This is a genomic window from Methylobacterium tardum (assembly GCF_023546765.1).
Lineage (GTDB): Bacteria > Pseudomonadota > Alphaproteobacteria > Rhizobiales > Beijerinckiaceae > Methylobacterium > Methylobacterium tardum.
This window is the reverse complement of sequence record NZ_CP097484.1, coordinates 4,646,205-4,659,500: the sequence shown is the minus strand read 5'-3', so window position 1 is coordinate 4,659,500 and position 13,296 is coordinate 4,646,205. Positions and strand designations below refer to the sequence as shown.

The following is a 13,296-nucleotide window of genomic DNA, read 5'->3' as shown; positions in this document are numbered from 1 at the left end:
CGCCGGAAACGTAGCCGGAGCGGATGTCTAGAATTACTATGAAGAAGCAGGAACTGATCGCCGAGCTGTTCTCGGTTGAGCAAGATGGGGCCGGCTCCGCATTCGACAACGCACCTGGACCGCGTGCGCCGGGATTGGCGCGCCTGTCGCAGGCTGCGCTCGGCGCGGCGTCCCTGGCCTTCGTGGCAGCTCCCGCCGCGGGGCAGGAGACCCTGTCGGTCGTGATGGATCAGCTCGACGTCACGACGTCGGGGCCCGCCACGGGCTCACCCTACAATCCCCGGCAGCTCCAGCTTCAGCGGTTGCCGACCCCGATCCTCGATACGCCCCAGAGCATCACGGTCGTCCCGCAGCAGCTCATCCAGGACCAGCGCGACTCGACGCTCGTGGAGACGCTGCGCAACGTGCCCGGCATCACGATGTTCGGCGGCGAGGGCGGCACGCAGGGCGACAACATCAACATCCGCGGCTACTCCGCCCGCAACGACTTCTATCGCGACGGCGTTCGCGATCCGGGCTGGTACACCCGCGACACGTTCAGCATCGAGAGCGTCGAGGTGCTGAAGGGACCGTCCTCGTTCCTGTTCGGGCGCGGCTCGACCGGCGGCGTCGTCAACGTCACCAGCAAGCTGCCGTTCCTCGCCGCCGACAAGGTCCAGATCGACGCCTCGGGCTACAGCGCCCCGGGGGCGCGCGTCACCGGCGACATCAACTCGGTTCTGGGCGACTCGGCGGTCCGCCTCGCGTTTGTCGCCAACGACACCGATGTTGCCGGCCGCGACCACATCAACACCACGCGCTTCGGCGTCGCGCCCTCGATCCGGGCCAACCTGACGCCGGACGATCAGGTGACGGTCAGCTACATCTACCAGAAGGACAACAACATCCCCGATTACGGCATCCCGGTGCTGCCGGGCGCCTATTTCGGGACGTATTACGGGCAGCCGGCGCCGGTGGCGAAGAACACCTATTTCGGCCGTCTCAGCCCGGGCTTCTCCGACACCGAGCGGGTGGACGCCCATATCGGCACTCTGCAGTACAAGCACACCTTCGATCAGGACTGGAGCATCACCAATACGACGCGTTATTCGCTGATCGACCGGTTCGTGCGCGTCCGCGGTGTTCAGGTCAACGCGACGAACCTGTACGGGCAGGCATCCGGTGGCGTGCCGCTGTCCGGCGCGGCGCTGTTCATGCGCCCGCTCGGCAACCTGTACGTGAACAACACCAACGATTTCCAGAACCACACCACCAACACGCTGTTCACGAACCAGACCGATCTCGTCGGCCACGCCGAGACGTTCGGCCTCCAGCACACGCTGCTGAGCGGGATCGAGCTGAGCCAGGAGACCCGCGATCAGTATCGGACCAACATCGCGGGCGGTTCGCGCGTCAATGTCGGCTTTCCCAGCCCGTATCCGGCCAGTCCGGGCACGATTCCAGCGACCAGTACGGACACGTACGCCGTCGGCGACACGGTCGGCGTCTATGCGAGCGATCAGGTCAAGATCAACCGCTACCTCGAGATCCTGGGCGGCCTGCGCTACGACGATCTCACGGTCCGCCAGCACGCCGCGACCGTCAGGTCGGGAACCTACAACGAGACCGGGCCGCTGAACGCGACCACGCCGTACGACGTCGTCAACAAGGTCCAGTTCGTCAGCTGGCGGACGGGCGCCGTCGTCCATCCGGTCGACAACGCCAGCGTCTACTTCATGTACGGAACCTCGTTCGACCCGTCGAGCGAATACCTGACGATTACCGGCGGACAGCAGAACCTCAATCCGACGACCAACGAGACCTACGAGGCCGGCGCGAAATACGATCTGTTCGACAGTCAGCTCAGCCTGACCGGCGCCGTGTTCCAGGTGACCCAGCAGAACGCCATCGAGGCGGTCGACCAGGCCAACGGCATCTACGCGACGGTCGGCACGACGCGGGTCCAGGGGTTCGAGCTCGGCATCGCGGGCAAGCTCACCGACGCCTGGAGCGTCTTCGGCGGCTACACCTATCTGGACGGCCGGGTTCTGAAGAGCGCCCGGAACACGGCCGGCGCCTTCGTGACGACGCCGGGCAATGTTCTCGCCAACACGCCGCACAATACCTTCTCGCTGACCAGCACCTACGTCGTCCTGCCGGGCCTGACGGTCGGCGGCAGCGCGTATTACGTCGGCGAACGGTTCACCAGCGCAGCGAATACAGCATTGGTGCCCGGTTACTGGCGGCTCGACGCGTTGGCCGTCTACAAGTTGACCGAGAGCGCGGCCCTGCAGCTCAACGTCTACAACATCGCCAATACGAAGAACTTCGAGACGGTGTCGGGCTTCGGTTCGGCCACGCCGGGTCCGGGCCGCACCGTCGTGCTCACGGCCCGCCTGACCTTCTGAGGCGGGTTCCATGTGAGGGCTTCGCGCGAGGCGTTTCCTCCGTCGTCGCGAGCGCAGCGAAGCGACCCAGGGTAGCGCGACGTCGCAAGTCGTGGCGCTCCTGGATTGCTTCGCTCCGCGCGCAAGGACGGGCGCCGCACGCCGCCGGCGATCCGGTCGGCCGCGGCGCACATGGACGATGTTTCATCGTCCGGACATGCGACCAAGACGGGCCGGATCTATTATCTGAACATCGGATGAAGAGAGCGAATGTAGCGCAAATCATTGCATCCGACGTTCAGATGGAGATTGGACGATGACTTATCGGAAGTCTATGTCCGCGGCGCTCGTGCTCACCACCATCCTGGGCGGATCGGCCTACGCGGCCGAGCAGGCCGCCCAGCCGATGGCGGCGAACCAGACGGCGATCGACAAGGATGTCGGCAAGCTCTCGAAGGACGGGGCGCAGGGCTTCCGGGATCTCCAGCTCACCCGACTGGCGATCTTCGAGGCCGATCCCGCCCAGGCCAAGGACATGATCGGCAAGGCGCAGGCGGCCTTCGCCAAGGCGAAGACCGACGACGCGGTGTTCACCAAGGCGGAGGCCGACCTCAAGACGCAAGCCGCCATGGCCGGCCACAAGGCCATGGCGACCAAGACCGAGGCCGCGCCGGCCGCCAAGACGGCGGTCGCCTGGGTGCCGGTCGACGCGCAGCTGGTCCTGGGCGACGACTTCGTGGCCACGCCCGAGAAGGCCTCGGCCGTGACCGAGGCCAACAAGAACCTCGCCAAGGGCGACCAGACCGGGGCGCTGGAGAAGCTCAAGCTCGCCCATGTCGACGTGAACTTCACCATGGCGGTGCTGCCGCTCGACAAGACCGTGGCCGATATCGACCAGGCGGCGACGCTGATCGGGCAGGGCAAGTATTACGAGGCCAATGCGGTCCTGAAGTCAGCCCAGGACGGCATCCGCTTCGACGTGATCGACGCGGTCGCCCTGCCGCAGAAGGCCACGGCCGCCACCGCCGACAAGACGGCGCCGCAGGCCACCGGGACGACGACGGGTGCCAAGAACGGTCGGTGACCGACGGCGCGCTGGCCGACCGTTGTCGGTCGGCGCGCTGCCGAAATTCCTAAACCGTCCCTGAAATAGGAATTTGAGCTTGACACCGTCGCGCTGCTCGGCTATCAAGCAGGCACGGTCGAGACGTGTGCGGAGACGGGCGATGCCGCTCACCGGTGCCCACCCCGCCGAGACCCGCGCGGCAGCCCTGCGCCTCCTGCGCGAGACCGATCTCTCCATCGCGGCGATCGCGGCCCGGGTCGGCGCGAGTGCCCGGACGGTCTGGCACTGGAACGTGCGGGCCGGCTGGCCCAGGCCGCCGCGGCGGCGCTGGATACTGACGGCGCGCTGGCCGGCGGCGCGCCGGGCCGCTTTGCTGCGCCTGCTCGGCGCGTCGGGCGCCGATCCCGCCGACATCGCCGAGGTGCTGGGCCTCGACCGCCCCGGCCCGGAGGCTCTGGTCTGGGCCTTCGGGCCGGCGCTGGCGCCGGCCGTCCGCGCGCGCCTGGACCAGCCGCCGGTCGATCCGGCAATCCTGCGGGCGCAGCTGTGCGGCCACATCGCCCGGCAGATCGCCACGTTCGATGCGGCGCTGAGCCGGGAGACGCCAGCTTTGCGCGACTCGGCCCGGGTGCTGCGCGATCTCGGGGGGCTCAAGCGGCTCCTCGACACGGTCGGGGCGGATGGCGAGCGGAGCGGTGCGGGGGAGAGGAGCGATGACGGCACCGAGCCCGACCTGCCCGCCCTGCGCGCGGAGATCGCGCGACGCTATGCTGGCTTTGTCGGCGACCGGGCGTCTGCCTGACTTTCTCGAGACCCTGCCGCCGGCGCTGCTCCGGGCGCTCGCCGGCGACTGGCTGCACCAGGCCCGGGCGGACCAGCTCCCGCCGGCCGAGTCCGAACCCTGGACCACCTGGGCGGTGATCGGCGGCCGCGGCAGCGGCAAGACCCGCACCGGGGCCGAATGGGTCGACGCGCTCACCCGCGGGGATCCGGCCTTCACGCCCGAGTCGGTCGGGCGCATCGCGCTGGTGGGCGAGACGCATCTCGACGTGCGCGACGTGATGGTGGAGGGGCCGTCCGGGCTCCTCGCCCTGCAGCGCCGCGGCCGTACGCGGCCGGTCTGGTCGCCGAGCCGGCGGCGGCTCGAATGGGAGAACGGCGCGGTCGCACTCGCCTTCTCGGCGGAGGAGCCCGACGCGCTCCGCGGCCCGCAATTCGGCGCCGCCTGGTGCGACGAGGCAGCCAAGTGGCGCCAGCCGGAGGCGACCTTCGACATGCTGCAATTCGGGCTGCGCCTCGGCGTCCGCCCGCGCAACCTCGTGACCACGACGCCGCGGCCGGTCCCGCTGATCCGCCGCCTGCTCGCCGATCCGCGCACCGTCGTGAGCCGGGCGCGCACGCAGGACAACGCGCACAATCTCGCGCCGGACTTCCTGGAACGGGTGGTCGGCCGCTACGCCGGCACCCGCCTCGGCCGCCAGGAACTCGACGGCGAACTCATCGCCGACCGGGACGACGCCCTGTGGGACCGCACCGCCCTGGAGGCGGCCCGGGTCGGGGCCGCACCGGATCTCGGACGGATCGTCGTGGCGGTCGATCCGCCGGCCGCCTCGGGGGCGCGCTCGGATGCCTGCGGGATCGTCGCCGCCGGCCGGGCGGGCACCCACGCCTACGTGCTGGCCGATGCGAGCTTCGCCCGCGCCAGCCCGCAGGCCTGGGCGGGGGCGGCGCTGGCGCTCTATCACCGGCTCCGGGCCGACGCCCTGGTGGTCGAGGTCAACCAGGGCGGCGAGATGGCCGCCGCCGTGCTGGCCCAGTGCGACCCCGCCGTGCCGGTGACGCGGGTGCACGCCACGCGCGGCAAGTACCTGCGGGCCGAGCCGGTGTCGCTGCTCTACGCCCGCGGTCTGGTCCACCATGTCGGGGCATTCCCGGCGCTGGAGGACGAGCTGTGCGATTTCATCTTCTGTCTCCTAAGATGCTGTGTTTAAAAAGGTTTTGTTTTACGGTTTTCCAGCGTTTTACAGTTGGGTTCACCGGCTGTTCCGCTGAGGGAGAGCAGCGCGGCCTTGCCGCTGGCCTTCTTGTCGGCGAAGCGGCAGTACCGCTCGATCATCGCGAGGCTCATCCCGCTGATGTCGCCGATCTGCCCGACTGAGAGGCCGAGGCGGCGCAGGCGAACCACGGCCGTGCAGCGCAGTCCGTGGAGTGTCACTCCGGCAAGCGCCGGGATTTCCTCACGCGCTTCCGCGAAGTGGATGGAGAAGCGCTTTCGGCTGTAAGGCTTGCCGTTCGGCTGGAGCAGGAACGGCCCGGGCCTGCGATCCCAGCTAGCCATCTCGGCGGCCAGCTCCGGCACGATCGGACACCAAACCTCTCGTCCGGTCTTGCGCTGACGGATCGTGAACCCGCCCTCGTCCACGTCGGTCCAGCCCAGCCGCACAACGTCTGAGCCGCGCTGCCCCGTGTAGAGGTAGAGGAACACACCGCGGCGGATCGTGCCGCTCAGTTCATCGAGAGCTGAGGCGATCTGTGCCGTCGTCCAAGGCTTGTGGCCTCCCGTCACCGGGTAGGGCTTCACACCTTCGGTCAGGCTATCGTCGATCTGACCGCGAGCACGGGCCCAAGCCGAGAGGGCTCGCATCGTTCCGAGGAAGGTGTTGGCCTTGCCCTTAGATTGAGCGAGGCCATCCATGATCGCCTGCACGTGAACCGGTCGCAGTCGAGCGGCCGGCAACTCGCCCCAAGCCGTGCGCGCGATGCGCAGCATGCGGCGGTAGAGAGCGCGCGTCCCGTCGGACAGGGTTTCCGGATCGAGGAAGGCCGGCGACGTCTCGTAGGCGTCGATCAAGGCATTGACGGTACCTGCGCCGGTCGCAGCATCCATGCCTTGAGCTTGGCGAACTGCGATCCAGAACTCAGGAGTTTGCGGGTCGTCAGGTAGCCGTACCCGCGAGCCGGCGTGCTCAGTCCCGCGGCCAGCCTGGAAGTAGTAGTACTCCCGGCCCCGCGAGATGACCTTGTGAACGCCCTTAGGGAGGATCACGACGGCCCTCCTGCGTCTGCGTGGCATGGCGTGCGCCTTCCATGAACGGATCAGAGGAGGGACTGTCCTCGGCGCCTCCGAGGTGAGCAAGCGCGTCTTGCACGTCATGCCAGCACCACCGGACGCAGCCGCGCGAAAGCGCGACTGGCTGCGGCAGCACGCGGCGTCTGACCATCTCGTCGACTGTGCTTTCGGAGATGTCGAGTTCGCGCGCGAGGCTGGCGCGCGAGAGGTACGCTGAGGGGCGAAGGTCGAGCGCCAGCCTGTTTGTCATACTTCCGGCCCTCCACCCAGCTGATCGAATGGAGTGCCGCCGAGATGCACATAGGCGGCGCGCATCATCCCTTCGCGCTGGCGCATCTCGGGGTGAGTGAGTTGCAGCGTCATCGGCCGCCCCCCTCGACAGAGCGAAGGGAAGCGACGGCTTCCTGCGCCGCCAAAAGCGCCCGGCCGGCGCACCCGAGAGCGTGAACCATGCCAGGCGTGTCGCCGGCATCTGCAAGGTTGCTGGCCGCAATGGAGTAGGACGCGGCCAGCTTGGCGTACTCGGCGACCGCATCCTGCACGAGCGGTTCGCCAGACCAAGCGCGGGAGGGTGAGTGAAGCGTCGTCATGCGCGGGCCCTCCAGGTGTCGATCTGGGGGAAGGCCAGTTCGGCAATCACCGCGGCGGTGGCCGGCGGGATCCCGAAGCGTCGGGCTACGAATAGATCTTGTCGGAAGGGCCGGGACGCCGTAGATCTCTCGGTACCAGCCGCCACAGCTGTATTCGAGAGCCCTGCCGTCGCCCCAACGCGATGCGCGGGGTTTCTCATCTCTGGGGTCCTGTCTGAGCGCCGGCCGGCACGGCGCGGATGGATCCGGCCAGCGGGGGGAGCACCCCGCTGATTGCGGGGTCAGGCGGCGACAGCCTCGGCCACGGGCGCCCGCTCAGGCAGGCCGACCATCCGACGAAACGGCACGCCTAGGATCTTGTGGCGTTTGCCAACCTTCACGCTTGGGATCTCGCCCGCCTTCACGGCGGCGGCGAAGCTGTCCCGGCCCATGCGCAGCGCGCGGCGTGCCGTCTCCATCTCAATAGTCACGCCGTACAGATCGGAATTTTCGCTGGTCATGCGGCCTCCTATTGCGAGCGCTATCACGAAACTTTCGTGATAGGCATCTTAGGACCGCGTAAGGCGACGTCAAGCCCGAGCCTATGGATATCGGCCGGCGAACGTCGAGATGTGCCGCTAAACACCCACTTGTCACGGGCGCTATTCCGATCATATCAGTGAGAACGCATCAAAACCGGGGCGTTCGATGGCAAATCAGGAAGACGAGATTAAGCGGCGCAAGCGGGCCCCTCGGGAGCACATCCCTGACGGCGAATTTCGCAACATCACGATCCGGGTCAGTTCCAGAACCTATAATGCGCTCGCGGACGCCGCGAATGCAGCTGGATTTTCAATAAGCGATGTCGGTGAGAAGGCAATTCGCAGTGTTATCGACTATAGAGAGTCTGATAAAATCACCGGATTTGATCGAATTTCACGACCATCTCAGGAAATATTGGATGTCTCTACTCGCATATTGATGACGTATGAAAAACATGGCGGGGAGAAGTGGTTAGAAAACGACCGCGTCAGAGTTGCCGCCCATTATGCTATACAAGCAGTTATTGATAGGGCTCTCCCGGCTCCACCAAATCTCCTTGAAATCCCGCTAAACAAGGTTGAGCCAAAGGACTTTGAGGTTTGGACCGCGGCAAATACCGGTGAGCGTCTCGGCGCAATCCTTTTGGATCCTACCAATATCACGGCGTATGCAGACCAGAACCAGCGCGCTCCACTCATAAAAAAAGAATGGGACAAATGAGCTAAAGCTGTAGCTTTCGGAAACAATTCAATCAAAGCAGACTCAACCCGTAAGTATTGGCGTATTACGTTTCTGGTTTTGATGCGTTACTCTCTCGAAAGTCGTGAGAGTCTGATGGCGGATGCCTGGAAGTTCGCGGGCTACAACCGATCCGGCGGTGAGAACGCGGCACGGCTGGCGACCACGCAGGCCTACGCCAACAGCTTCGCGGGCGGACAGGCACTGCCGAGCACAGGCGCCTCGCCGAAATCGCCGTCACAGATTTCGCCGGGCATCGCCCAGCCGTTTGGGGCCTCAATGGGCTCAACCGCACAGGCGGGTGGGTTCGGGCTCAATGGCATCCAGGGCCTCGGGTCGGCCGTTCCGGGCCAGTCCTCGCCAACGCCGGACGTGGCATCGCTGTCTGGGCAGCCCCTGACGGCGAGCGGTTTCCCCGCGCAGCCTAGCAACTCCTACGGCAACGTCGCCAACGCGCTCGGCGCCGTGAAGGCTCAGCAGCAGATGAAGGCGCCGGAGATGAAGCTGGCGAAGCCGTACAAGCCGCAGACCATTGGGCTGGAGCAGGCGCGGCAGATGTTCGATCCTAGCCGGTTCTATGGGGTGATGCGCGATGCGGGGGTTCGTGGCGTCTGAGGAGTTGCTGCCAGGTTCCGAGCGTCAGGTGCGCTGCGCAAAAGCGGCTGGGATGGCCCGAACCATTACCGCTGTTTCCCGATCAGGCCTGGCATTCTTAGGCTGTTGAGGTAGGCGCGCTGGAGAGGACACCAGAAAGCGGCACCGCTCTCGCGGAGCGCCGCTGTGTCTTCAGTCTCGGCGACATTCATTGCCTTTAGCAGCCGGTCCTGGCCGAAGCGGTTGAGCGACTGCGAGAAGATTGAGGTTGCGATCTCCTGCAGTTGGGCTTGATCGACAGCGTAGAACGGCGCGCAGTTGCGGCCGATAAGGGTCACGCGGACGATCATCCGTGCGGCTTGGTCAAGGCGAGCAGCATCTTGAGGTAGCGCAGCCTCAGGCGCTTTGGTCGGTCCAGCGACCGCATTGCAGTTCGCGAGCGCGAAAATGGCCAGCACGCAGTGGGTAACGTAAAGGCGACCGAGGGCGAGAGATCGAGCGTGCTGAGCCAAGCCCTTCTGTGAAGCTGGCCTCTTCTCCGAGTCGTAGGTCTGATCCTGCTGCTCAAGCATGTTTCTAGGATGGCGAACGTCACGATGGGTGTCGAGGCGCACGGATGAGACCTTGGGCCAGCATCATCGTCCGCGTGAGCGCAATTTCCGGCCGCTCTGTTTTTACCGCACCGGATGCGCGAGCGGCGTTCGTGAGGGCGTGCCTAGGTCTGAGCGAACTCCACGCCCTGAGGCTGTCCGCCGCATTCCATCGCCTTGAGGCCGAGACCACATCCCAGCCCGCTCGCCTTGAGCCTTCAAAATCGGCCGCGACATGATCGCGGGTTCAGCGCCATGGCCTCCATCAAAATTCGTGTGTCCGCCGACGGGACCTATGCGGTCTGTCGCAACGGCGCCTCTATCGCTTCCGGCCTGACCCGAGCCCAGGCTGACCACTTGGTCACAGTCCTCGGCTGGATCTCATAGCCTTCCTGTGATTGCAGCTCGCAGGCCGCACCGGGTGCGCGAGCAGCTTTTGTTAGAGGCCCCAAAACCGTCGGCCAGTTGGTTGTCGACATTGCAACATGGAGCAGTTTTTGGATCGGCTGGCGTGTCATTTTTTGAGCAACGGCATCACCGTCGATTAGGTTAACTGACATTCTAGTTGATCAAATTTGCAATTATTGGTCTTGTGTATTATATATAGACCAATGATGCTTATTATCATATTGTCGTGTCTCGTTCTTGGCGTGACGTATTCTCATTTGGCGACCAAAAATCCGGGCAAACGGGCGCTACGGGAAAGCATTGGTGGAATTTTGCTGGTGGCAGCTCTCGGATTGATTGGACTGTGCATTCCACTTTTCCGATAGAAAGAGATTGCCCGCACCGGATGCGCGAGCGGCGCTCGTGAGAGGCGAGCCAGGGTGGGGTTCTGGCCTTGCTAAAGGGCGCCCGCCATGGGCGCTTGAACCTCTACCGTGGTCATCCTGAGCCTGATCTGTCTCATCGCGGGCGTGACGCTCGCTGGCCTTGCTCCAGATCGGCCTGCTCAGCAGGCGGTGATGGAGAGCGCAGGCGGTAGTTTGGTCGTCCTAGGGCTCGGCATCGTAGGCGTCTGCTTACCGTTGTTCCGGTGAGCGTTGCCGCTCGAACTGAATGCGCGAGCGACGCTCTCCATTGACACGAAAACGTGATCGAACGCTTAGATTGAATACAACATTACGCGCTCGTTGACTGCAGTCGACCTCCACGCCCGCATCTGGTGTGCCCCTCAAGCTGCAAGCGCGGGCGTGGATGCTAATTTGCGTATCCACTCGCGGGTGTAACTAGGATTTTAAACAATAATTGAACCTACCGACCGGACGGTAGTATCGCTGTTGAGCCGGCTTTTGCCGACCCTCCACGCTCGTCCCTCGTGTGCTCCTCAAACTCACCCGGGCGGGCGTGGATGCCCACATTGATCAAGTTGAAGCCAGCTAATCCGGATTAGCTTGTCCGTGTCGGGGCTTGATGGGGGCAATCGGCCGTCCACGCTCGCCCTTCGGCCCACCCCCCAGGCTCACCGGGCGAGCGTGGAATGTCCTGTTCGATCAAGCCGAGGCAGCTCATCCAGATTAGTTTCCCTCCGTCGGGACTCGGATGGGGGTTCTCGGCGGCCCACGCCCGCGGTGATCGCCGTTGGCCCCCTACGACGATAGGTCAGCGGGCGTGGGTGCCTTCGTCAGCTGGCGAACACCGGGTGACTGGCGGCAGAAATTCAGCTCATGTTGTAGCGGCGGTTTAGTCGAGGCGTACCTTCCAGGGGTCGGACTTCCTCCCGACCTCCACGCCCGCCTCACCCTCCAGATTTCCAGGGCGGGCGTGGATGCTATCGCCAGATTGGCGGACCCGAGGTCTACTTCGCCGCGATCTGAGGAACCCCGTTGTTGGCGGCCTTCCTGTCAGATCGACGCGATCTTCTGCGTAAGTCGCCAAGTTGGCGGTTGCGTCGAGCCTCACCGTATTGCTGCCAACGGCGGCAGATCCGCCCGAGCTGCCAGAGCTTCGGCTTAGCCGCACCCGCTCCCGCGAACGCTCGAAGGCCTCATCATCGCGGTAGAGGCGTTCGGAGAGGGCCAAACGGATCCTCGACGAAGCAGGCACACGGTCGGCTCGCAGCAGCGAACATCATGCGGAAGCGGGGTCACCGAGCCTCCCAGAGGACGCCGTGAACATCGCCTTCATCCTCACGGCGCAGACACGCGATCACAGGCGGCACGGTGTTCCGGTAGGCTTAAGATCAGGTTCCAACAATCGCCACTCGCTTTAACGCCAGGCTCAATTAGGCTGCACCTCTCAACTGGAGGCTGCATCTTGACCCGTGCCATACCACCGATGCTGTTCGCCCTCGCCGGTCCTCTGCTGCTCGCAGCGGTGCCTGCCTCCGCCACACCCGGCATGCTCAATGCCCGAGGCTGCCACGGCCATCCGCAGCACTGCCATCCGCGTTCCGAATGGCGCACAAACCGCCGCGGCAGACACTACGTCGCCGGTCACTTCTTCCGCGACTAAGACCGCCCATGACCTTGCGCGATCGTAGACGGACGCCGGTTCTAATCCTCGCCCTCGTCGTGCTCGCCGCGCTGCTCAACATATCGAGCGAGGCCTCAGCGCGCGGGTCGTGCAAGCTGTTCCCGCCGGAGGAGCTTTCGCAGGGCACCTACACGAACCGGGATGGTTGCGAGGTCCCGCGCCCGGAGCAACCAAAGGGGTCCGGTTGCGCCAAGCCGCCGGAGGCGACCGCGCGCTGCCGCGATGGCGGCTGGAGCTTCAGTCAGCACCGGCAGGGCACGTGCTCACATCACCGCGGCGTGGGGTGCTGGGTCTCCGCCAGCAACACCTGTTGCTAGCTCGGACGGCTCCGCGTCGCCGCGGTGGGCTAGACTGAGCCTCAGCCCTTTAGGCGCTTGTTGCACACGCTGTAATAGCCGCCGCCCTTCTGGATCCATTTAGCATCGCCGAGAGTGCCGGCCACCTTGGCGGCGTTGTAGCTGTCCAGGCAGGTGTGCATCCGCGCCTTGCCGGCTGACTCCTTGGCGTACTTCGGATCGACGGCGGACGGGTATGCAGCTGTGCCGACCGCGGACGGCACTGGAGCAGCTGTCGGTCGCGCGGATGTCGTGTTTGGGGTTGGGGTCGGAGCGGCAGGCTTCGCGGCGCTCGGCGCCAAGGGGTTCGGCACCGTGGAGGTCGCCGCATCCGGCGGGGCACCACACTCAGCCTTGCGGAAGTCGTTCCACTTCTGGCCGTTCAGCGTCCCGGCCTGCTTGGCGGCTTGGTACTTTACCGAGCAGTCCTTGGTGGACAGGGCTGCGGCAGGCGTAGCGAGGGCGCCCAAGCCGAGGGCGAGGAGAGTGGTAGACAGCAGGGGGCGGGACATAAGGAGCGTCTCCGAGCCCGAAGCGGGGCTGGACGGTCAAGCTATCCCGGCAGCTGACGGTCGCAAAGCCGTCCGCCGATGCTCATCAACCGCTCCGGGGCGCCGGCTCCTCCTGCGGACCGTAGGTCTGGCCGTGCTGCGCAAGTATGAGCTCAAAAATGGCGGGCGCTAGGCGGGCTGTCGAGATATCAGGCCATCTGTGTCCGACGATGCCGCATCCGCTCGGCCTACAACGCTCCGATGCGGGCGTGCATGTGGCCATGCTGCTCAAGCGGGTGCAGTTCAGCGAATGACGGCTTCGCCGCTATGAGCGGCGCTGCGGTGAGCGCGGCGGTGGTACGGTTGGGGTGCGCAGCTCTGGGAGTAGCCCGAGATCGGAACCGCTTCAGATACCGGCTGGGTCGGGCCGCTCAAGAGCGCACCGAACAATCCTCCGGG

11 protein-coding genes are annotated in these 13,296 nt (G+C 65.3%); 7 read left to right on the top strand and 4 right to left on the bottom strand.

Translation table 11 applies throughout. The features are described from left to right. Positions 1-23 precede the first annotated feature (23 nt). The 4 genes from M6G65_RS22325 (at position 24) to M6G65_RS22310 (ending at position 5,423) form a co-directional block, all read left to right on the top strand. Positions 24-2,387, top strand: coding sequence for a TonB-dependent receptor (locus tag M6G65_RS22325; protein ID WP_238199302.1), 2,364 nt, complete (start codon positions 24-26; stop codon positions 2,385-2,387). A 313-nt stretch (positions 2,388-2,700) separates the two neighbouring features. Beyond that, positions 2,701-3,450, top strand: coding sequence for a YfdX family protein (locus M6G65_RS22320; RefSeq protein ID WP_238199301.1), 750 nt, complete (start codon positions 2,701-2,703; stop codon positions 3,448-3,450). 142 nt (positions 3,451-3,592) lie between these two features. Then, a complete protein-coding gene (locus M6G65_RS22315) occupies positions 3,593-4,234 on the top strand; it encodes a helix-turn-helix domain-containing protein (protein WP_238199300.1) in 642 nt (213 codons plus the stop codon). Continuing rightward, positions 4,200-5,423, top strand: coding sequence for a DNA-packaging protein (locus M6G65_RS22310; RefSeq protein WP_250102899.1), 1,224 nt, complete (start codon positions 4,200-4,202; stop codon positions 5,421-5,423). The genes M6G65_RS22315 and M6G65_RS22310 overlap by 35 nt, the downstream gene beginning before the upstream one ends. On the opposite strand, the gene M6G65_RS22305 is transcribed toward M6G65_RS22310, so the two are convergent. Both M6G65_RS22305 and M6G65_RS22300 read right to left on the bottom strand, forming a co-directional pair. Then, a complete protein-coding gene (locus tag M6G65_RS22305; RefSeq protein ID WP_238199298.1) occupies positions 5,420-6,478 on the bottom strand; it encodes a tyrosine-type recombinase/integrase in 1,059 nt (352 codons plus the stop codon). The genes M6G65_RS22310 and M6G65_RS22305 overlap by 4 nt on opposite strands. A gap of 895 nt (positions 6,479-7,373) precedes the next feature. Beyond that, a complete protein-coding gene (locus M6G65_RS22300) occupies positions 7,374-7,592 on the bottom strand; it encodes a DNA-binding protein (protein ID WP_238199297.1) in 219 nt (72 codons plus the stop codon). 187 nt (positions 7,593-7,779) lie between these two features. Here M6G65_RS22300 and M6G65_RS22295 point away from each other — a divergent pair, with 187 nt between their 5' ends. Then, a complete protein-coding gene (locus tag M6G65_RS22295; RefSeq protein WP_238199296.1) occupies positions 7,780-8,334 on the top strand; it encodes a hypothetical protein in 555 nt (184 codons plus the stop codon). A 114-nt stretch (positions 8,335-8,448) separates the two neighbouring features. Further along, positions 8,449-8,967 carry a hypothetical protein gene (locus tag M6G65_RS22290; protein ID WP_250102898.1) on the top strand — a complete coding sequence of 173 codons (519 nt, stop codon included), beginning with the start codon at positions 8,449-8,451 and terminating at the stop codon, positions 8,965-8,967. A 65-nt stretch (positions 8,968-9,032) separates the two neighbouring features. Here M6G65_RS22290 and M6G65_RS22285 read toward each other — a convergent pair whose 3' ends face one another. Then, on the bottom strand, positions 9,033-9,560 hold the full coding sequence (locus M6G65_RS22285) for a hypothetical protein (RefSeq protein ID WP_238199292.1): 528 nt from the start codon (positions 9,558-9,560) through the stop codon (positions 9,033-9,035). Positions 9,561-11,932: 2,372 nt separating this feature from the next. Here M6G65_RS22285 and M6G65_RS33790 point away from each other — a divergent pair. Further along, positions 11,933-12,328, top strand: a complete 396-nt coding sequence (locus M6G65_RS33790; RefSeq protein WP_347710460.1) for a DUF3761 domain-containing protein — start codon at positions 11,933-11,935, stop codon at positions 12,326-12,328. Positions 12,329-12,369: 41 nt separating this feature from the next. Here M6G65_RS33790 and M6G65_RS22280 read toward each other — a convergent pair whose 3' ends face one another. Then, positions 12,370-12,858, bottom strand: a complete 489-nt coding sequence (locus tag M6G65_RS22280) for a hypothetical protein (RefSeq protein ID WP_238199291.1) — start codon at positions 12,856-12,858, stop codon at positions 12,370-12,372. Positions 12,859-13,296: the final 438 nt, after the last annotated feature.